Here is a 19,250-nt window from a genome sequence, read left to right on the forward strand (position 1 = left end):
ACTCTGTTGTTGGGGCGGACACTGTTACTTGACCAGGCCGATCTCGGTCAGCGTGGTCTTGACCTTGGTGATGTCCTCGCCCAGGAAGGTCTTGAAGCCGTCGCCGGCCAGGAACGCGTCGTCCCAGTTGTTCTTCTTCAGGGTGGACTTCCAGGCCTCGGTCTCGTGCAGCTTGGTGACGAGCTCGGTCAGCTTGGTCTTCTGGGCGTCGTCGATGGAGCCGGGGGCCACCACGCCGCGCCAGTTGGTCAGCACGACGTCGATGCCCTGCTCCGTGAGCGGCTTGATGCCGGGCAGCGCCGGGACCTCGCCCTTGCCGGAGACGGCGAGCGCGCGGACCTTGCCGGCCTTGACCTGTTCCGCGTATTCGCCGATGCCCGAGATGCCGGCCTGGACCTTGTTGCCCAGCAGCGCGGCAATGGATTCGCCGCCGCCGGAGTAGCCGATGTAGTTCAGCTTGTCCGAGCCGACGCCCTGGGACTTGAGGATCTGCCCGGCCAGGATGTGGTCCGCGCCGCCGGCCGAGCCGCCGGTGATGGCCACGCCCTTGCCGTTGGCCCTGATGTCGTCCACCAGGTCCTTGACGGACTGGTACTTCGAGGACGCCGGGACCACCAGGACCAGGGGCTCTTCGGTGAGGCGTGCGATCGGGGTGGTGTCCTCCAGGCGGGACTTGGCGCCGTTGGTCTCGACGGCGCCGACCATGACGTAGCCCATCACCATCAGGGTGTTGGCGTCCTTTTCGGTGGCCAGCTTGGCCAGGCCGTTGGTGCCGCCGCCGCCGCCGATGTTGGTGACCTGGGCGGAGCTGACGAGCTTGTTGGACTGCAGGTCCGCCTGGATGGCCCGGCCCGTCTGGTCCCAGCCGCCGCCGGGGTTGGCGGGGACGATGATGCTGAGCTTCTTGACCGGTTCGGCGGCGGATCCGTTGCCGGCGGCGCTGCCGGTGCCGGTGCCGCCGCCGCAGGCCGCGAGGGTGAGGGCCAGGCCGGCCGCTCCGGCGGTGAGGGCGGCGCGGCGGGTGAAGGTGTGGTGGAACGTCATGATCTCTCCTTGGACACATGTGATGCACATCATTGGAATCACTTCCCCGACCCTAGGAGCGGCCACGGTGGCGGGACAGTATTAGGACGTAGAGGTAGTAGTGGTCATATTGGTCACGGATCGTGGCCGGCTCCCGGCACCTGGCGGCGGTGCCGGGTGGCAGACTTGTGAGGTGTTTCACAGCGTCCCGCTCCGCTTCCAGTTGGTGGCCCTCCAGCTGGCCATCGTCCTGGCCGTGCTCACCGCCGTCGGCGTCGTGACCATCCGCATGCAGGAAGCGCAGCTGCGCGACGCGTACAAGAGCCGGCTGATCGGCGTGGCCGAGTCCGTGGCGCGGCTCCCGTCGGTCATCAATGCCTTCGGCACGCCCGCCCCCGCTGAGACTATCCAGCCGATCGCCGAGGTGATCCGGCAGGCCTCGAACGTCACCTATGTGGTGGTGACGGACAAGTTCGGCGTGCGGCAGTCCCACCCGAACCCGGAGGAGATCGGCAAGCACGTCTCCACGGACCCGTCCGTCCCGCTTGCCGGGGACATCTACGTGGGGACCCAGACCGGCACGCTGGGCGAGTCCTGGCGGGTCAAGGTGCCCATCTTCGACCGGAACGGCGCGGTGATCGGGTCTGCATCCGTGGGGGTCCTCGAGAGCACCCTCGCCGCCGACCTCTACGAGGACCTGCCGCAGCTCTTCGGCTGGCTGGTGTGCGCCGCGCTGCTGGGGTCCCTCGGCGCGATGTACATCTCCAAGCTGGTCTGGCGGCGGATCTACAAGCTGGAACCGGAGGACATCGCGGCGCTGCTGGAGACCCGGGACGCAATGCTGCACGGCCTGGGCGAGGGGCTGGTGGCGGTCGACGCCGACGGCACCGTGGTGCTGGTCAACGACGAGGCCCGGCGGCTGCTGGGCGTGGGCGAGGAGATCCTCGGCTCCCCCGCCACCGCCTCCCTGGAGCCGGGCATTCACCGGCTCCTCGCTGCCGGGTCCAGCACCGAGGAGCTGGTCCTCTCCGGCGAGCGGATCCTGCTGGGCAAGGTCAACGCCGCCACGGTGGACGGCCGGGAGGTGGGCAAGGTGCTGATCCTGCGGGACCGGACCGAGCTGCACGCCATGCTGAGAGACCGGGACGGCGCCCTGGACGTGACGCAGGCGCTCCGGGCGCAGGCGCACGAGTTCGCGAACAAGCTGCACGTCGTCTCCGGGTTGCTGGAACTGGGCCAGCAGTCGAAGGCGGTGGAGTTCCTGGGCCGCAGCGCCGCCGACGCCGGGTTCGTGAACCGACCGCTGGCGGCGGGCATCACCGACGACGGCGTCCGGGCCCTGCTGATCGCCAAGTCCACGGTGTGCGCCGAGCGCGGGATCGACATCGAGGTGGCGGAGGACTCGGTCTGCTCCCCGGACGGGACCGACGACGTCATCACCGTGCTGGGTAACCTGATCGACAACGCCGTGGACGCCGCGGGCTATGACAGCACCGTGGCCGTCGCCCTGGCAGAAACCGCGGGCGGCGGCCGGGTGCTCACCGTCGAGGACGACGGACCGGGCGTGCCGGACGCGCACCGGGAGACGGTGTTCGAGCCCGGAGTCACCAGCAAGGAGTCCGACGGCGTGAACACCCGCGGGTTCGGGCTGGCCCTGGTCCAGCGCGTTGCCCGGCGGCGCGGCGGGACGGCGGTGGTAAGCCGTTCGGATCTGGGCGGGGCGCGGTTTACGGTCACGTTCAGCACGACCAGTTCAAACACGATTACTTCACACACGGTTACTTCACACACGGCGGGGAGCGCCGCGGCGGCTCCCCGGCGGGGCCGGAAGCCCCACGGAAGGCGGCACTGGAACGGCTATGAGCGGCATACGCACCCTCATCATCGACGATGACGTGGCGGTGGCGGGGATCCATCACGGCTTCCTGCTGGCCCGCGGCGGCTTCGACGTCGTCGGCACCGCCCACTCGGGACGGCAGGGGCTGGACCTCGCCGCGGAGCTGCTGCCGGACCTGGTCCTGCTGGACATCCACCTGCCCGACATGTCCGGGCTGGAGGTGCTGCGGCAGCTCCGGAACCGGCCGCACCAGCCCACGGACGTCCTGGTGATCACGGCGTCGCGGGAGCTGGAGACGGTCCGTGCGGCGATGGCCGGCGGGGTGCTGCACTACCTGGTCAAGCCGTTCACCTCGCAGGCCTTGAATGAGCGGCTGGACGAGTACGTGGCGTTGCGCGACGAGCTGGCTGCCGGGTCCTCGGCCGGGCCGCTGGACCAGGACCGGATCGACCGGCTGGTGGCACCCACCCGTCGGAACGTCGCGGCGGCCGGGGCCGGACAGGCTGCCGGGGGTCAGACATCAGAGGCCGACGGCGGTGGGACCGGTGCGGGGGTCGGTGCCGGCGCGGGCCTGGCCTCCGGACCCGGCGCCGACGCGGTGAGGCTGCCCAAGGGCTTGTCCCGGCCCACCCTGGACGCGGTGATCGAGGCGCTGCGGGCCAGTCCCGAGGACGTGTCCGCGGCAGGGCTGGCGCTGAGGCTGGGCCTCTCCCGGGTCAGTGCCCGGCGGTACCTCGAATACCTGGTGGTGAACGGTTTCGCCCGGCTCACCCCGCGGTACGGAGCCGCCGGCCGGCCCGAGAACCGCTACCTCTGGCGCCGCTGAGCAACAGTCTGTGCGCGGATCGAAGGAGCCACCGGTTCGCTCCGACGCCCCTGGCGTTAGTGCCCGGCGCGGCGGAGGGTGGCCTCTGCGTGCTTGAGGATGGGACCGTCGATCATCTTGCCCTGGTGCTGGAACACGCCCGTACCGGCGGCAGCGGCGGCGTCGAGCAGCTCGCGCGCCGTGGCCACCTCCTCCTCGGACGGGGCGTAGGCCTCCCGGACCACGGCCACCTGGTTTGGGTGGATGCAGGCCTTGGAGCCGAAGCCGGAGGCGACGGCGTCACGGGACTCGGCAGCCAGTCCGTCGAGGTCCGGGATGTTGACGTAGACCGAGTCCACCGCTTCCTTACCGGCGGCGCGGGCGGCCAGCAGCACGGTGGAGCGGGCATGTAGGGCGACGGCCCGGTAGCCGCCGTCGTCGGTCCGGCTGGAGGTGCCGCCGAGGGAGGCGATCAGGTCCTCGGCGCCCCACATTAGGCCCACCACGTTGGGTTCGGCGGCGATGGCCGCGGCGTTGACGATCCCGGCCGCCGTCTCGCACAGGGCGATTACGCTGAAGCCCTCGAGCTCATGGAGCTGGGCGGCGCTTTCGGCCTTGGCGAGCATCACGTGCCGGTAGGGGGTGTGCTTGAGGCAGTGCAGGTCCTTCTCGAACTCCTCGGTCCCGGCCGGGTTGATCCGGATGATGGTCCGGCTGGGATCCAGTTCGGGAACGTCCCCGGCGGAGCCGAGCTGCGCCAGGATCGCCCCGCGGGCGCGCTGCTTGTCCGCGGGGGCGACGGCGTCCTCCAGGTCCACGATCACGGTGTCCGCCCGGTCGGCGGCCTTTTGGTAGCGCTCGGGCCGGTCGGCGGGGCAGAAAAGCAGGGCGGGGCCCATCAGGAAGGTCATGCCTCGATTCTCCCCTTTTCGGCGGCTTCCGGTGACGCGGCTTCCCGTGGCCCGTTCTGTTGCGACCCCGGCTGCGCCGCCGGCTGTGCCCCCGCCTGCCGGGCCGCCTGCGTCCCTGACTGCTGCGCAGCGTACGCGTCACGGGTCCACATCAGGCAACTCCGGGTGGCACGGGCCACCACGGTGCCGTCTTGGTTACGGCCGGTGTGCTCCATGGTTACGATGCCCTGGCCCGGCCGGGACGAGGAGAGCCTTTTCCCGGTCACCACCGTCTCCGTGTAGAGCGTGTCCCCGTGGAAGAGCGGGTGTGGGAAGGACACATCCGTCAGGCCCAGCTGGGCGATGATGGTCCCCTGGGTCAGCTGCGGCACGGACTGGCCCACCATGGTGGCGAGGGTGAACATGGAGTTCATCAGCCGCTGGCCGAAGGGCTGCCCGGCGCTCCACGCGGCGTCCAGGTGCAGCGACTGGGTGTTCATGGTCATGGTGGTGAACAGGACGTTGTCCGTCTCGGTCACGGTCCGGCCAGGCCGGTGCGCGTAGGCGACGCCCTCCTCGAGCTCGTCGAAGTAGAGGCCGCGCTGTTCGATGACGCGGCGGCCGGCTGCGCCGGCGTCCATGTGGGAGTGGCTGGTCGTCATACGGAGAGTTCCTGGTCTTCCTCGAAAAGTTCGGCGCCCGTGGCCGCGGCCACCTCTTCTGCGGTCACGTCCGGGGCCAGTTCCCGCAGCACTAGCCGCGAGGTACCTCCTTCGGTGACGACGTCGATGACGGCGAGGTCGGTGATGATCCGGTCCACGCAGCCCTTGCCGGTCAGGGGCAGGGTGCAGCGCTCCACGATCTTCGGGTTGCCGTTGCGGTCAACGTGTTCCATCATCACGATCACCTTTTTGGCCCCGAAGACCAGGTCCATCGCCCCGCCCATGCCCTTGACCATCTTGCCCGGGATCATCCAGTTGGCCAGGTCCCCGTTCTGCGCCACCTCCATGGCTCCGAGGACGGCGACGTCGACGTGGCCGCCGCGGATCATCCCGAAGGATGCGGCGGAGTCGAAGAACGCGGCGCCCTTGTTGACCGTGACGGTCTCCTTGCCGGCGTTGATCAGGTCGGGGTCGACTTTGTCCTCCGCCGGGTAGGGCCCGACGCCGAGGATCCCGTTCTCCGAGTGCAGCACCACCTCGACGCCGTCCGGAATGTAGTTCGGGATCAGCGTGGGCATGCCGATGCCGAGGTTGACGTACTGGCCGTTGTGCAGCTCCCGCGCCACGCGGGCGGCGAGCTCGTTCCGGGTCCAGCCCTTGGCCGGTGCGCCGGCGTCGGTGCCGCCGGGAACAGCGCCGTGTTCGACGGCGGGCGGACGGTATTCGTGCCGGACGGTTTCGGGCCGGGCGGGGCCGTCCGGGGTCTGGGTGCTCTCCACGGTCAGGCTCCTGTCGTTCCGGCGGGCGCGGCGGGCGCCGCTGCTGGGGCGGGCGCGCCGGATGCTGCGGCCACGGTGCGCTTCTCGATGCGTTTCTCCGCCTCCGGGGCGAGGACCACGCGCTGGACGAAGATGCCCGGGACGTGGATCTGTCCGGGATCCAGCTCGCCCGGTTCCACGAGTTCCTCCACCTCGGCGATGGTGATCTTCCCGGCCATGGCGCAGAGCGGGTTGAAGTTCATCGCGGCTGCGTGGAAGACCAGGTTGCCGTGCCGGTCCCCCTTCCAGGCGTGGACCAGGCCGAAGTCCGGCGTCAGCGCCTCCTCCAGCACGTAGTCGGCGCCCTGGAAGCTGCGGACCTCCTTGGCCGCGGAGGCCACCGCGACGTTGCCGTCGGCGTCGTACTTCTGCGGCAGGCCGCCCTCGGCCACCTGGGTTCCGACCCCGGCGGGGGTGTAGAACGCGGGGATCCCGGCCCCGCCGGCGCGCAGCTTCTCGGCCAGGGTGCCCTGCGGGGTGAGGACCACCTCGAGTTCGCCGGACAGGTATTGCCGGGCAAATTCCTTGTTCTCCCCCACGTAGGAGCTGATGGTGCGGCGGATCCGGCCGTCCTTGAGCAGGATGCCCAGGCCCCAGTCGTCCACGCCGCAGTTGTTGCTGACGGTCTCCAGGTCAGTGGCGCCGCGCTCGTGCAGGGCCGCGATCAGCGCCACCGGGATGCCGCAGAGGCCGAAGCCGCCGACGGCCAGCGAGGCGCCGTCGGGGATGTCCGCGACGGCTTCGGCGGCGCTGGCAACAACTTTGTTGATCATCTGGGGATCCTTCCGGCCGGCTACAGTCCCAGTTCGCGGGCGATCAGCATCAGTTGGACCTCCGTGGTGCCCTCGCCGACTTCGAGGATCTTGGAATCGCGGTAGTGGCGCGCCACGGTGAACTCGTTGATGAAGCCATAGCCGCCGAACACCTGGGTGGCGTCCCGCGCGTTGTCCATGGCTGCCTCGCCTGCGATCATCTTAGCGATGGCCGCCTGCGTCTTGAACGGCTTGCCGGCGAGCATCCGGGCGGCCGCGTCGTAGTAGGCCAGGCGGGCGGTGTGGGCCCGTGCCTCCATCCGCGCGATCTTGAATGCGATGGCCTGGTACTTGCCGATGTTCTGGCCGAAGGCGCTGCGTTCCTTGGCGTATTTCACCGACTGGTCCACGCAGCCCTGGGCGGCGCCGACGGCGAGCGCGGCGATGGCGATGCGGCCCTCGTCGAGGATGGAGAGGAAGTTGGCGTAGCCGCGGCCCTGGGTACCGAGCAGGTTTGCCTCCGGGACCCGGACATTGTCCAGGGTCAGCGGGTGGGTGTCCGAGGCGTTCCAGCCGACCTTGTTGTACGCCTTCTCCGCCGTGAAGCCCGGCGTGCTGGTGGGCACCAGGATGGTGGATATTTCCTTCTTGATGCTGCCGTCCGGGCGTTCCTGCTGGCCGGTGACCGCGGTGACGGTGACGAGCCTGGTGATGTCGGTGCCGGAGTTGGTGATGAACGCCTTGTTGCCGTTGATCACCCATTCCCCGCCTTCCAGCCGGGCGGTGGTCTTGGTGCCGCCGGCGTCCGAACCGGCCTCGGGTTCGGTCAGGCCGAAGCCGGCGAGTGCCTTGCCGGAGGCCAGCAGCGGCAGCCACTCCTCCTTCTGCGCGTCGGTGCCGAAGCGGTGGATCGGCATGGCGCCGAGCGAGACGCCGGCCTCCAGGGTGATGGCGACGGACTGGTCCACGCGGCCCAGCTGCTCCAGGGCCAGGGCCAGGGCGAAGTAGTCCCCGCCCATGCCGCCGGATTCCTCCGGGAACGGCAGGCCGAAGAGGCCCATGTCGGCCATCTGGGAGACGACCTCGTAGGGGAAGCTGTGTTCCTCGTCGTGCTTGGCGGAGACCGGGGCCACCACCTGGTCGGCGAAGTCGCGGACGGTGTCGGAGAGGTCCTGGTAGTCCTCGCTGAGTTCAAAATCGGGCATGGGGATCACTCCTGTGGGTGGATGGTGGCGAGGACCTGGTCTGCCTTGACCAGGTCGCCGGTGGTGATGCTGAGGTGGACGGTGCCGTCCAGGGGTGCGGTGAGCTGGTGCTCCATCTTCATGGCCTCCACGGCCACCAGGGCCTGGCCCGCGGTGACGGCGTCGCCGTGGGCCACGGAGACGGACACCACGGTGCCGGGCATCGGCGAGCGCACCGCCGGGTCGGCGGCGCCTTCTTCGCGTTCGACGGCGGCCAGCACCCGGGCGAGCCGGGCCTCGCGGGTGAGTACCTCGAGGCGGCACGACCAGCCGTCGTTGCCGAGGAAGAGCTCTGACAGAACGCGGGGATCGGGAGCCATCCAGCTCTGGGCGGGAGGACCGGTGCGAACGGGTGCCAGTGCGTAACTGCTGGTCGCGCCCTCGAGTGTGAGCATCGGGCGGTCCCTCGCGTTGTATTGCAGAGTGGGCCGTGAGCTGCGGCCCTCCGTTCACGCTCACCGTGACCTGCTCCCCGGCAGACCGCCCGCTCACCTCCACGGTGGCAACGCCCCCGTCGGAGGTTCCGAGGCTGATCCGGCGCGGCGCGGGCGCGCCGAGCCGCCAGCCGTCGCGGCGCTGCCACGGGCTGCCGTCACGATCCGCCGGATTGGCCTCCTCCGCCATGGCCACGGCGTACAGAGCCGCGACCACCAGTTCAGCGTCGCCCACCCGCCGGAAGCTGAAGTCCGGCATCTTGCGTTCGATCAGGCCGGTGTCGAGCCGTCCGGCGCGGACGTCGGCGTCGTTGATCAGCAGCCGCAGGTACTCGACGTTGGTATCGATGCCCAGCGCCGTGTAGCCGGCGAGTGCCTCATCCAGGGTGTCCAGGGCCGCGGTGCGGTCCTCGCCCCACGCAATGACCTTGGAGATCATCGGGTCATAGTTCGAGGAGATCTCGAGTCCGTGGACCAGGGCCGAGTCCACGCGCACGCGGCCGTGGGCCGTTTCGGTTTCGGTGCGGGCCGGCGCGCTGGGGCGCTGGGCGGGGCCGGGGAGTTCGTCGAGCAGCAGCACCTCTCCCCCGGAGGGCAGGAAGTTCTTCTCCGGGACCTCCGCGTACACTCGCGCCTCCACGGAGTGTCCGCTGAGGACGACGTCGTCCTGGGCTACGGTGAGCTCCTCGCCGGCGGCGATGCGGACCTGCCATTCGACCAGGTCGATGCCGGTGACCATTTCGGTGACCGGGTGCTCGACCTGCAGGCGGGTGTTCATCTCCATGAAGAAGAACTCGTCCGGGGCGTTGTCGGAGACCAGGAACTCCACGGTCCCGGCGCCGGAGTAGTTGACGCTGCGGGCGGCCTGGCAGGCGGCCTCGCCCAGCCGGGCGCGGATGGCGGCGCCGTCGGGCAGGCCCTCCAGCAGCGGCGACGGAGCCTCTTCGATCACCTTCTGGTGCCGGCGCTGCAGGGAGCACTCGCGCTCGCCGAGGTGGATGACGTTGCCGTGGTTGTCGGCGAGGATCTGGACCTCGATGTGCCGCGGGGTGGTGACCAGCCGCTCCAGGAACAGGGTGTCGTCGCCGAAGGCGCTGGCGGCGACCCGGCGGGCGGTGGCCAGGGTGGCTTTGAGGTCCTCGGGCCGTTCGACCACGTGCATGCCCTTGCCGCCGCCGCCGGCGGAGGGCTTGATCAGCAGCGGGTAGCCGACGGAGGCCGCGGCCTCGATCAGCTGCGCGTCGCTCATGCCGGGTTCGGCGACGCCGGGGACCACGGGGACGCCGTAGCCGGTGACGTGGTTCTTGGAGCGGATCTTGTCGCCCATGATGTTCAGGGATTCGACCCCGGGGCCGATGAAGGTGATGCCTGCCCGCTCCAGGGCCCGGGCGAAGTCGGCATTCTCGCTGAGGAACCCGTAGCCGGGGTGCACCGCCTCGGCGCCGCTCCGGCGGCAGGCGTCGATGATGGCCTCGATCTTGAGGTAGCTCTCGGTGGCCGCAGCGGGGCCGATCCGGACGGCGGCGTCGGCCTCCCGCACGTGGCGGGCGCCGGCGTCGGCGTCCGAGTAGACGGCGACCGAGCGGATGCCGAGGGCGCGCAGGGTGCGGATCACGCGGCAGGCGATCTCGCCGCGGTTGGCGACCAGGACGGTGCCGAAGAGCGGCGCCGGGGTCGAAGCGGCGGGGGTGCTGGTGGTTACTGTCACGGCGGGGCTCACATCCGGAAGAGGCCGAAGGAGGTCTCCGGCAGCGGGGTGCGGGAGACGACGTCGAGCGCCAGTCCCAGGACGGTGCGGGTGTCCGCGGGGTCGATGATGCCGTCGTCCCACAGGCGTGCGGTCGAGTAGTAGGGGCTGCCCTGCTCCTCGTACTGCTGCTTGATGGGGGCCTTGAAAGCTTCCTCATCCTCGGCGGACCATTCCTCGCCGCGGGCTTCGTACTGGTCGCGCTTGACCGTGGCGAGGACGCTGGAGGCCTGGTTGCCGCCCATGACGGAGATCCGGGAGGCCGGCCACATCCACAGGAAGCGCGGCGAGTAGGCCCGGCCGCACATGGAGTAGTTGCCGGCGCCGAACGAGCCGCCGATCACCACGGTGAGCTTGGGCACCCGGGCGGTGGCGACGGCGGTGACCATCTTGGCGCCGTTCTTGGCGATGCCGCCCTGTTCGTAGTCCTTGCCGACCATGAAGCCGGAGAGGTTCTGCAGGAAGATCAGCGGGATCCCGCGCTGGTCGCAGAGTTCGATGAAGTGCGCGCCCTTGAGTGAGGACTCGCTGAACAGGACGCCGTTGTTGGCCACGATGCCGACGGGGTGGCCGTGCAGCTTGGCGAAGCCGGTGACCAGGGTGGTGCCGTAGTTCTTCTTGAACTCGTGGAAGCGGCTGCCGTCCACCAGCCGGGCGATGACCTCGCGGACGTCGTATTGGGCGTTGACGTCGGTAGGGACGGTGCCGTAGAGCTCGGCCGGGTCTACTTCGGGTTCGACGACGCGGTCGATCTCCCAGGCGGGGGCGGCCGGCCGCGGCAGGGTGGAGACGATGTCGCGGACGATCTGCAGGGCGTGCTCGTCGTTCTCGGCCAGGTGGTCGGTGACGCCGGAGATCTTCGAGTGCACGTCGCCGCCGCCGAGTTCCTCCGCCGTGACGATCTCGCCGATCGCGGCCTTCACCAGCGGCGGGCCGCCGAGGAAGATAGTGCCCTGGTTGCGGACAATCACGGTCTCGTCGCTCATCGCGGGCACGTAGGCGCCGCCGGCGGTGCAGGAGCCCATGACGGAGGCGATCTGCGGGATCTTCGCCGCGGACATCTGCGCCTGGTTGTAGAAGATCCGGCCGAAGTGCTCCTTGTCCGGAAAGACCTCGTCCTGGCGGGGCAGGAACGCCCCGCCGGAGTCCACCAGATAGATGCAGGGCAGGCGGTTCTCGAGCGCAATCTCCTGGGCGCGGAGGTGCTTCTTGACCGTCATCGGGTAGTAGGTGCCGCCCTTGACGGTGGCGTCGTTGGAGATGACCAGCACCTGCCGGCCGTGGACCAGGCCGATGCCGGCGATCACCCCGGCGCCGGGCGAATCGCCGTCGTACATGCCGTCCGCGGCGAGCGGTGCGATTTCCAGAAAGGGGCTGCCGTCGTCCAGGAGCCGGTCGATGCGCTCGCGCGGCAGCAGCTTGCCGCGGGCGATGTGGCGTTCGCGGGACTTTTCCGGTCCGCCGAGTGCGGCCGCGGCCAGGCGCTCCTTCAGCTCCCGGGCCAGGCCCAGTTGGGCCTCCCGGTTGGCGGCGAAGCCTGCGCTGCCCGGATCCACCCGGCTGGCGATTGTCTCCATTGACTGCTTCCATCCCCGGCCGGACCGGGCCCTGAGGGCGGCCGGTCCGGCCATTTCGGTTAGTAACGCATAACTGAGTTTTAGGTTAGTCTCTACTAACTGTGATGTCCAACACAGAAGTGCCGTTGGACGGGTTGCAGCCCGGTTCCCGGAGCCTGGACATCACACTGAAAACCCAGACCAGCCGAGAAGAAGGGCGAGCCGGTGACCGAGTCCAGCCAGCCAACCCAGCGCAGCCGGGCCAAGGAGAGCCGCCGGCAGGCGCTGCTGCAGGCCGCGGCCGCACTCTTCGCCGCCGAGGGCTTCAACCGGGTCTCCCTGGAGGATCTCGGCGCCGCGGCCGGAGTCAGCGGCCCCGCCGTCTACCGGCACTTCGCCGGCAAGCAGGCGGTGCTCGGGGCCATGCTGCTCAGCGTCAGCCAGGACCTTCTCGACGGCGGCCGGGCCGTGGTGGCCGGCGCCGGGACCGCGGAAACCGCCCTCGCCGGGCTGGTGGAGTTCCACGTGGACTTCGCCCTCAGCCACCCGGACGTCATCCGGGTCCAGGACCAGGACTTCAGTAACCTCGCAGACGAGGACCAGGCCGAGGTCCGGACCCTGCAGCGGAACTACGTGGAGCTGTGGGTGGACGTGCTGTCCGGCCTGCACCCGGACACGGACCCGGCCGAGCTGCGGATGCGCGCCCACGCCACCTTCGGCCTGATCAACTCCACCCCGCACTCGGTCCGCACCCAGGGCCGCCGGATGGCACTCAAGCGTGCCCGGCCGCTTCTGGAGGGTATGGCCCTGGCCGCGCTGACGGCCCCGGGCAACGGCACGCGCTAGGCATACTCCCCGGACGGCACAAGGGCCGGGCACCCCTCAGGCGATGGAGGGATGCCCGGCCCCGTGGGCCGATGAACCTAGGCCATGGCGAGTGCCATGCCGGGGTCGGACAGCAGCGTACCGACGTCCTGCAGGAAGCGGGAGCCTTGCTCGCCGTCGACCAGCCGGTGGTCGAAGGAGAGGCTGAGGGTCATGACCTGGCGCAGCGCCACCTCGTCCCGGTACTCCCACGGCATATTCCGCACCGCGCCGACGGCCAGGATGGCGGCCTCGCCCGGGTTGAGGATGGGGGTCCCGGCATCGATACCGAAGACGCCGATGTTGGTGATCGAAATGGTGCCGCCGGAGAGATCCCCCGGTGCCGTCTTGCCGGCGCGGGCGGTCTCAGTCAGCTCGGTGAGCGCGGTGGAGAGCTGGGTCAGCGACATCCGGTCCGCGTCCTTGATGTTCGGCACGGTCAGCCCGCGCGGCGTGGCGGCCGCAATGCCGAGGTTGACGTAGTTGAACTGGACGATCTCCTGGTTGGCCTCGTCCCACCGGGCGTTGAGCGTGGGGTGGCTGCGCAGGGCGATCAGTACGGCCTTGGAGACCAGGGTCAGCGGGGTGAGCTTGTACCCGGCGAAGGCCCGGCTCTCTTTGAGCCTGGCCAGCAGTTCCATGGTGGGCGTGACATCCAGGGTCAGGAACTCGGTCACGTGCGGCGCGGTGAACGCGCTGGAGACCATGGCCGCGGCGGTGAATTTCCGGACGCCCTTGATCGGGGTCCGGGTTTCCCGCTCGCCCGACGCCGCGGTGACGGCGGCCGGTTGCGCGCCGGCCAGTTCCTGCGGGGCGACCGGGAGGTCCCCGCCGCCGACGAAGTTCCGCACGTCCTCCCGGGTGATCAGGCCGTGCTCCCCCGAGCCCGTGACGGCGGCGAGGTCGACGCCGAGGTCCTTGGCCAGCTTGCGGACCGGCGGGGTGGAGCGGGGCCGCTCGGCAGCAGGGGCGCCATCCTGCGGTGAAGGCGCGGCGATGGCGGGTGCCGGGGCAGGCGCGGCGGCAGCGGCGGGAGCAGGAGCCGGAGCAGGCGCGGAAGCAGGAGCCGGAGCAGGCGCGGAAGCAGCAGCCGGTGCAGCAGCGGCAGCGAAAGTCCGTGCCCGGCGGGCCGGCCGGCCGGAGCCTTCCGGCATGGCGCCGTACCCCACAAGCGTCGGTTCCCGCTTGGCGGGCGCCTCGCCCGAAGCCGCACCGGAACCGCCGTCGTCGTCGCCCTCGATTTCGAAGGAGACGATCGGCTTGCCGACCTCCACCACGGTGCCGGGCTGTTCGTGCAGCGCGGTGACGACGCCGGCGAACGGCGATGGCAGCTCGACGACAGCCTTGGCGGTCTCCACCTCGGCGATGATCTGGTTCAGGGTGACGGTGTCCCCCACGCCGACCTTCCAGGCGACGATTTCCGATTCCGTCAGGCCTTCGCCGAGGTCCGGGAGGCGGAATTCCTTGATCATGGTGGCGCTCATCCTTCCAGCCCGCTCAGGGAGTTGGGGCGGCCCAGGGCCCGGTCCACGCCGTCGAGGATCCGGTCCAGCCCGGGCAGGTGGTGCATCTCCAGCTTGGAGTAGGGGTACGGGACGTCGAAGCCGGTGACCCGGACGGGGGCGGCCTCGAGGTGGTAGAAGCAGCGTTCGGTAATGCTCGCGGCGACCTCGGCGCCGAGGCCGCCCGACTGGCTGGCCTCGTGGGTGATGACCAGGCGGCCGGTCTTGCGGACCGAGGCCTCCAGCGTGGCGAAGTCCACCGGGGCGAGGGAGCGCAGGTCGATGACCTCCACGGAGACGCCCTCGTCGGCGGCGGCGAGCGCGGCGTCGCGGGCGGTCTTGACCAGCGGGCCGTAGGCCACGAGGGTCACGTCGGTGCCCTCGGTGACCACCCGGGCCTTTTCCATCGACGGGGCGGCTGAAAGGTCCAGGGACTCGTCCACCTCGCCCTTGTCGTGGTAGCGGCGCTTGGGCTCGAAGTAGAGGACCGGATCGTCGCAGGCGATGGCCTGCTGGATCATCGTGTACGCATCCTGGGGGTTGGAGACGCTGACCACGCGCAGGCCGGAGGTGTGGGTGAAGTAGGCCTCGGGCGACTCGGAGTGGTGTTCGGGTGAACCGATGCCACCGCCGAAGGGCACCCTGATTGTGATGGGCATCTTCACGGCGCCCATGGTCCGGTAGTGCATCTTGGCGACCTGGCTGACGATCTGGTCGAAGGCCGGGTAGATGAAGCCGTCGAACTGGATTTCCACCACCGGGCGGTAGCCGCGGTAGGCGAGGCCGACGGCGGTGCCGAGGATGCCGGATTCGGCGAGCGGGGTGTCCACCACGCGGTGCTTGCCGAAGTCCTTTTGCAGACCGTCGGTGACGCGGAAGACGCCGCCGAGGGTGCCGATGTCCTCGCCCATGAGGATCACCTTGGGATCGTTGTCGAGGGATTTGCGGAGGCCGGAGTTAATCGCCCGGGCAAAGGTCATCTGCGTCATCAGCGAGCACCTTCTTCGGAGGGGGCACCTGCGGGATCGCCGAAGGAGGCCAGGTAACGGGTGTAGTGGTCCTGCTGGCGGTCCAGCCAGGAGTGCGGGGTGCTGTAGACGTGCTCGAAGATCTGCAGCGGCTGCGGTTCGGGCATGGTGATGGTGCCCGAGCGCAGTTCCTTGGCCACGGCGTCGGCCGTGGCGGCGACGGCGGTTTCCACATCCGCAGTCAGCAGGCCCTTGCGCTCCAGGAGCGCCTTGAGGCGGTGGATCGGGTCCTTGGCGGCCCAGTCCTCGAGCTCGTTGGCGTCCCGGTACCGGGTGGGATCGTCCGCCGTCGTGTGCGGGCCCATGCGGTACGTAACGGCCTCGATGAAGGTGGGGCCGCCTCCGCGGCGCGCCCGGTCCAGGGCGATCCGGGTGGCGGCCAGCACGGCGAGGACGTCGTTGCCGTCCACCCGCATGCTGGGGATGCCGAAGCCGGAGGCCCGGTCAGCGATCTGGATGTGGGACTGGAGCATCACGGGTTCGGAGATGGCCCAGTGGTTGTTCTGGCAGAAGAAGATGACGGGCGCCTGGAAGCTGGCGGCGAAGACCATCGCCTCGTTGACGTCGCCCTCGCTGGTGGCGCCGTCGCCGAAGTAGGCCACGGCCGCCGAGTCGGCGCCGTCGTTCTGGATGCCCATGGCGTAGCCGGTGGCGTGCAGGCTTTGCGCGCCGATGATGATCTGCTGGGTGGCGACGTTCACGGTGTACGGGTCCCAGCCGGCGAGGGCGTTGCCGCGCCAGGCCTTGACGATGTCCGCCGGCTTGACCCCGCGGACGTAGGCGACGCCGTTGTCCCGATAGCTGGGGAAGACGAAGTCGTCCTCGCGCAGGGCCCGGGCCGAGCCGATCTGGGAGGCTTCCTGGCCCAGCAGCGGCGGCCAGAGGGCGAGTTCGCCCTGGCGCTGCAGGGCGGTGGCCTCGGCGTCGATCCTCCGGATGGCCACCATGTCCTCGTAGAGGGAGGTCAGCACGTCGTCGCCGATGTCCTGGACCCAGGGGTCGAACTCGGGATGGCTGATGCGTTCACCCCCGGGGTGATGAGCTGGACGAGATCCCCGCCCGTGCGCCTGTTCGATCCTGCACTGTTTCCGGGGCCGCCGGGCTGCGCCGCCCTGGCCCGCGTCGTCGGTAAACACAGTTTGTCCGCAACCTTCTGACGTCGTCTCGACCCCTGCCCGCGGGACTCGTGATCCCAGCGCGCGGCGGCCACCCGGGCGCCGTTGCCCCGGATAATTGTGACCCTACTCACAAGTGCCATTGGGTACAACCACCCGTCAATATTTTGAGCATCCTGCCCGGTTCGCACCTCCCAGACCGTGCTAACCTTGCGCACTATGCAACCCTTGGATGGCACAGACACCCGCCTGCTTTCGGCCATGGCACGGGACCCCCGCGGCACCGTCGTGGCCCTGGCGCAGAAGCTGGGACTGTCCCGCAACACCGTGCAGGCCCGGATGGCGCAGCTCGAGAAAAAGCACGTGTTCCTCTCCTTCGAGCGCCGGATCAATCCGGCAACGCTGGGCTACCCGCTGATGGCCTTCATCTCCGTCCACGTCCAGCAGCAGAAGCTAGGCAGGCTGGCGGTGGAGCTGGCCGCGGTCCCTGAGATCCTGGAGGGCTACGGCCTGACCGGATCGGCCGACCTGCTGCTGCGTGTGGTGGCCCGCGACGCCGAGGACCTGTTCCGGATCAACGGCAAGATCCTCTCCTGCGACGGGGTGGACCGGACGGACACGGCGCTGGCGATGAGCGAGATGATTCCGTTCCGGATCCAGCCGCTGCTCGAACGGGGCCCGGCCGAGGGCTGACCCCTCACGCACAGAGGACCCCGCGCCGGGCGGCGCGGGGGTCCTGTGTCGTTGGGTGATGCAGCTATGCGGTGGTGCGTTAGTGGTTGGTGGCCTTCTCGGCGCCCACCCCGGTCAGGGAGCGGACCTCCATCTCGGCCTGCTTGGTGGTGTCCTCGCGCCGCTTGTCCAGCACGGTGCCCAGCCAGCCCAGGAAGAACGCGAGCGGGATGGAGACGATGCCGGGGTTGCTGAGCGGGAAGATCGCGAAGTTCGCGCCGGCGATCATCGAGGTCTTGGTGCCGGAGACCACCGGGGAGAGGGCGATCAGGATGATGGCGGCGGCGAGGCCGCCGTACATGCTCCAGATCGCGCCCTGGGTGGTGAACCGGCGCCAGAACAGCGAGTACACGATGGTGGGCAGGTTCGCGGAGGCGGCGACGGCGAAGGCCAGGGCCACCAGGAAGGCGACGTTCTGGCCGTTGGCGAAGATGCCGCCGGCGATGGCGAGGATGCCGATGACGATCACCGTACGGCGGGCCACCTTGACCTCGGTCTCGGCGTCGGCCTTGCCCTTGGCGATCACGTTGGCGTAGATGTCGTGGGCGAAGGAGGCCGCCGCGGTGATGGTGAGGCCGGCGACGACGGCGAGGATGGTGGCGAACGCCACCGCCGAGATGAAGCCCAGCAGCAGCGGTCCGCCGAGGTGGAAGGCCAGCAGCGGGGCGGCGGAGTTCACGCCGCCGGGGGCGCCCTTGATGGTGTCGGCGCCCACGAGGGCCGCGGCACCGTAGCCGAGGACCAGGGTGAACAGGTAGAAGATGCCGATCAGCCAGATGGACCAGACCACGGACTTGCGGGCTTCCTTGGCGGTGGGGACCGTGTAGAAGCGCATCAGCACGTGCGGCAGGGCCGCGGTGCCGAGCACCAGGGCCAGGCCCAGGGACATGAAGTCCAGCTTGGACGTGTCCGACTTGCCGTACTGCAGGCCAGGGTTCAGGACGGCCGGGTTCTTGGCCGTCTCCGCGGCGCCGCCGAGCAGGTCCGAAAGGTTGAAGCCGTAGATCGCGAGGACCCAGAAGGTCATCACGGCGGCGCCGGCGATCAGCAGCATCGCCTTGATGATCTGGACCCAGGTGGTGCCCTTCATGCCGCCGATCAGGACGTACATGATCATCAGGGCGCCGACGACGATGATCACCAGCGCCTGTCCGCCCCAGTCGCTGATGCCCAGCAGCAGGGAGATCAGGCTGCCGGCGCCGGCCATCTGGGCGAGCAGGTAGAAGAAGCAGACGGCCAGGGTGGAGATGGCCGCGGCGATCCGGACCGGGCGCTGCCGGAGCCGGAAGGAGAGCACGTCGGCCATGGTGAACTTGCCCGTGTTGCGGAGCAGTTCGGCCACCAGCAGCAGCGCCACCAGCCAGGCGACCAGGAAGCCGATGGAGTACATAAAGCCGTCGTAGCCGTTGACGGCGATCGCGCCGGTGATGCCCAGGAAGGACGCGGCGGAGAGGTAGTCGCCGGCGATGGCGGTGCCGTTCTGCGAGCCGGTGAAGGACCGGCCTGCGGCGTAGTAGTCCGCGGCGGTCTTGTTGTTCCGACTGGCGCGGAACACGATCACCATGATGACCGCGACGAAGAGGGCGAAGATGCCCATGTTCAGGAGGGTGGTGTCCTTGAGCGCGGCGACGTTGACCGCGGGGACCGTCAGGGATGCGTGCAGTGTCATTGGGCCGTTCCGCTCACTCGGTTGCCGTGCTTGTCGAACTCGTGGCCTTCGATCTCCTGGCGGATCTCGGAGGCGATGGGGTCCAGCTTCCGGTTCGAGTAGCTGACGTACCAGCCCGTGATCGCGAACGTGGACACGAACTGCAGCAGGCCCAGGATCAGGCCGATGTTGATGTTGCCCCAGACCTTGGTGGACATGAAGCCCACCGCATAGTCGGCCAGCAGGACGTAGGCGAAGTACCACAGCAGGAACGCGATGGCCATCGGAAAGACGAAGCTGCGGTGACGTTTGCGCAGTTCCTGGAACCGCTCCGTCGACTGGACTTCCTTGAAGTCCACGGACGCCGCTGCGTCCGTATGCTGGGCGTCGTGACCCATCATTCCTCCTCATTGAGACTGGCGAGTCACCGCCGGGCACTCCGGCTTCCGGACAACACTCCTCCGGCATTGTGTGACTGGAATCACTGTGCAACGTGACGTGCGCTACATTCCAGCACCGGCGCGGGCGGCGTCGCCCAGCGGTCGCCGCGCTGCGACAAACGGCGTATCGCCCGGCCGGGCGATACGCTGGCA

General features: G+C 69.4%; 15 protein-coding genes and 2 pseudogenes. 4 read left to right on the forward strand and 13 right to left on the reverse strand.

The annotated features are described in order from the left end of the window. Positions 1 to 24: 24 nt before the first annotated feature. Complete coding sequence (locus ACRQ5B_RS00585; RefSeq protein WP_432395934.1) at positions 25 to 1,044, reverse strand: Bug family tripartite tricarboxylate transporter substrate binding protein; 1,020 nt, start codon at positions 1,042 to 1,044, stop codon at positions 25 to 27. Between the two features lie 172 nt (positions 1,045 to 1,216). On the opposite strand from ACRQ5B_RS00585, the gene ACRQ5B_RS00590 reads away from it, so the two are divergent. Beyond that, on the forward strand, positions 1,217 to 2,917 hold the full coding sequence (locus ACRQ5B_RS00590) for an ATP-binding protein (RefSeq protein WP_432395937.1): 1,701 nt from the start codon (positions 1,217 to 1,219) through the stop codon (positions 2,915 to 2,917). Further along, positions 2,883 to 3,686 (forward strand): response regulator transcription factor, encoded by an 804-nt coding sequence (locus ACRQ5B_RS00595; protein WP_432395939.1) that lies wholly within the window; start codon positions 2,883 to 2,885, stop codon positions 3,684 to 3,686. Before ACRQ5B_RS00590 ends, ACRQ5B_RS00595 begins: the two co-directional genes overlap by 35 nt. A gap of 56 nt (positions 3,687 to 3,742) precedes the next feature. On the opposite strand, the gene ACRQ5B_RS00600 is transcribed toward ACRQ5B_RS00595, so the two are convergent. The 7 genes and pseudogenes from ACRQ5B_RS00600 to ACRQ5B_RS00630 form a co-directional block, all read right to left on the reverse strand. Then, positions 3,743 to 4,576, reverse strand: a complete 834-nt coding sequence (locus tag ACRQ5B_RS00600; RefSeq protein WP_432395942.1) for an HpcH/HpaI aldolase/citrate lyase family protein — start codon at positions 4,574 to 4,576, stop codon at positions 3,743 to 3,745. Continuing rightward, positions 4,573 to 5,196 carry a MaoC family dehydratase gene (locus ACRQ5B_RS00605; RefSeq protein ID WP_432398795.1) on the reverse strand — a complete coding sequence of 208 codons (624 nt, stop codon included), beginning with the start codon at positions 5,194 to 5,196 and terminating at the stop codon, positions 4,573 to 4,575. The genes ACRQ5B_RS00600 and ACRQ5B_RS00605 overlap by 4 nt, the downstream gene beginning before the upstream one ends. Positions 5,197 to 5,213: 17 nt before the next feature. Further along, positions 5,214 to 5,996 carry a CoA transferase subunit B gene (locus ACRQ5B_RS00610; protein ID WP_432395945.1) on the reverse strand — a complete coding sequence of 261 codons (783 nt, stop codon included), beginning with the start codon at positions 5,994 to 5,996 and terminating at the stop codon, positions 5,214 to 5,216. Between the two features lie 2 nt (positions 5,997 to 5,998). Beyond that, a complete protein-coding gene (locus tag ACRQ5B_RS00615) occupies positions 5,999 to 6,808 on the reverse strand; it encodes a CoA transferase subunit A (protein WP_432395948.1) in 810 nt (269 codons plus the stop codon). Positions 6,809 to 6,828: 20 nt separating this feature from the next. Beyond that, a complete protein-coding gene (locus ACRQ5B_RS00620) occupies positions 6,829 to 7,992 on the reverse strand; it encodes an acyl-CoA dehydrogenase family protein (RefSeq protein WP_432395951.1) in 1,164 nt (387 codons plus the stop codon). 5 nt (positions 7,993 to 7,997) lie between these two features. After that, positions 7,998 to 10,173: pseudogene (locus ACRQ5B_RS00625) on the reverse strand (acetyl/propionyl/methylcrotonyl-CoA carboxylase subunit alpha). Positions 10,174 to 10,181: 8 nt separating this feature from the next. Further along, the gene (locus ACRQ5B_RS00630; RefSeq protein WP_432395954.1) at positions 10,182 to 11,789 is read right to left on the reverse strand and encodes a carboxyl transferase domain-containing protein; all 1,608 of its coding nucleotides are present in this window, start codon (positions 11,787 to 11,789) and stop codon (positions 10,182 to 10,184) included. Positions 11,790 to 11,993: 204 nt separating this feature from the next. On the opposite strand from ACRQ5B_RS00630, the gene ACRQ5B_RS00635 reads away from it, so the two are divergent. Then, complete coding sequence (locus ACRQ5B_RS00635; RefSeq protein WP_364137092.1) at positions 11,994 to 12,614, forward strand: SACE_7040 family transcriptional regulator; 621 nt, start codon at positions 11,994 to 11,996, stop codon at positions 12,612 to 12,614. Positions 12,615 to 12,691: 77 nt separating this feature from the next. Here ACRQ5B_RS00635 and ACRQ5B_RS00640 read toward each other — a convergent pair whose 3' ends face one another. The 3 genes and pseudogenes from ACRQ5B_RS00640 to pdhA form a co-directional block, all read right to left on the reverse strand. Then, entirely contained in the window at positions 12,692 to 14,116 is a 1,425-nt protein-coding gene (locus tag ACRQ5B_RS00640; protein WP_432395957.1) for a dihydrolipoamide acetyltransferase family protein, read from the reverse strand. Next, entirely contained in the window at positions 14,113 to 15,123 is a 1,011-nt protein-coding gene (locus ACRQ5B_RS00645) for an alpha-ketoacid dehydrogenase subunit beta (RefSeq protein WP_290258392.1), read from the reverse strand. Before ACRQ5B_RS00645 ends, ACRQ5B_RS00640 begins: the two co-directional genes overlap by 4 nt. After that, positions 15,123 to 16,298: pseudogene (gene pdhA / locus ACRQ5B_RS00650) on the reverse strand (pyruvate dehydrogenase (acetyl-transferring) E1 component subunit alpha). Before pdhA ends, ACRQ5B_RS00645 begins: the two are co-directional and overlap by 1 nt. A 198-nt stretch (positions 16,299 to 16,496) precedes the next feature. Between pdhA and ACRQ5B_RS00655 the strand changes: the two are divergent. After that, on the forward strand, positions 16,497 to 16,970 hold the full coding sequence (locus tag ACRQ5B_RS00655) for an Lrp/AsnC family transcriptional regulator (RefSeq protein ID WP_290258394.1): 474 nt from the start codon (positions 16,497 to 16,499) through the stop codon (positions 16,968 to 16,970). A gap of 79 nt (positions 16,971 to 17,049) precedes the next feature. Here ACRQ5B_RS00655 and ACRQ5B_RS00660 read toward each other — a convergent pair whose 3' ends face one another. Together ACRQ5B_RS00660 and ACRQ5B_RS00665 are read right to left on the reverse strand one after the other, a co-directional pair. Further along, on the reverse strand, positions 17,050 to 18,678 hold the full coding sequence (locus ACRQ5B_RS00660; protein WP_432395961.1) for a solute symporter family protein: 1,629 nt from the start codon (positions 18,676 to 18,678) through the stop codon (positions 17,050 to 17,052). Beyond that, a complete protein-coding gene (locus tag ACRQ5B_RS00665) occupies positions 18,675 to 19,055 on the reverse strand; it encodes a DUF485 domain-containing protein (protein ID WP_432398796.1) in 381 nt (126 codons plus the stop codon). The genes ACRQ5B_RS00660 and ACRQ5B_RS00665 overlap by 4 nt, the downstream gene beginning before the upstream one ends. Between the last annotated feature and the right edge of the window lie 195 nt (positions 19,056 to 19,250).

Source organism: Pseudarthrobacter sp. L19 (genome assembly GCF_050859435.1).
Classification (GTDB): domain Bacteria; phylum Actinomycetota; class Actinomycetes; order Actinomycetales; family Micrococcaceae; genus Arthrobacter.

What these genes read in the sequence shown, in the direction of transcription:
- ACRQ5B_RS00585 (WP_432395934.1), bottom strand. Translation starts at nt 1,044, where the DNA reads ATGACGTTCCACCACACCTTCACCCGCCGCGCCGCCCTCACCGCCGGA.
- ACRQ5B_RS00595 (WP_432395939.1), top strand. Translation starts at nt 2,883, where the DNA reads ATGAGCGGCATACGCACCCTCATCATCGACGATGACGTGGCGGTGGCG.
- ACRQ5B_RS00600 (WP_432395942.1), bottom strand. Translation starts at nt 4,576, where the DNA reads ATGACCTTCCTGATGGGCCCCGCCCTGCTTTTCTGCCCCGCCGACCGG.
- ACRQ5B_RS00605 (WP_432398795.1), bottom strand. Translation starts at nt 5,196, where the DNA reads ATGGACGCCGGCGCAGCCGGCCGCCGCGTCATCGAACAGCGCGGCCTC.
- ACRQ5B_RS00615 (WP_432395948.1), bottom strand. Translation starts at nt 6,808, where the DNA reads ATGATCAACAAAGTTGTTGCCAGCGCCGCCGAAGCCGTCGCGGACATC.
- ACRQ5B_RS00620 (WP_432395951.1), bottom strand. Translation starts at nt 7,992, where the DNA reads ATGCCCGATTTTGAACTCAGCGAGGACTACCAGGACCTCTCCGACACC.
- ACRQ5B_RS00630 (WP_432395954.1), bottom strand. Translation starts at nt 11,789, where the DNA reads ATGGAGACAATCGCCAGCCGGGTGGATCCGGGCAGCGCAGGCTTCGCC.
- ACRQ5B_RS00640 (WP_432395957.1), bottom strand. Translation starts at nt 14,116, where the DNA reads ATGAGCGCCACCATGATCAAGGAATTCCGCCTCCCGGACCTCGGCGAA.
- ACRQ5B_RS00645 (WP_290258392.1), bottom strand. Translation starts at nt 15,123, where the DNA reads ATGACGCAGATGACCTTTGCCCGGGCGATTAACTCCGGCCTCCGCAAA.
- ACRQ5B_RS00655 (WP_290258394.1), top strand. Translation starts at nt 16,497, where the DNA reads ATGCAACCCTTGGATGGCACAGACACCCGCCTGCTTTCGGCCATGGCA.
- ACRQ5B_RS00660 (WP_432395961.1), bottom strand. Translation starts at nt 18,678, where the DNA reads ATGACACTGCACGCATCCCTGACGGTCCCCGCGGTCAACGTCGCCGCG.
- ACRQ5B_RS00665 (WP_432398796.1), bottom strand. Translation starts at nt 19,055, where the DNA reads ATGGGTCACGACGCCCAGCATACGGACGCAGCGGCGTCCGTGGACTTC.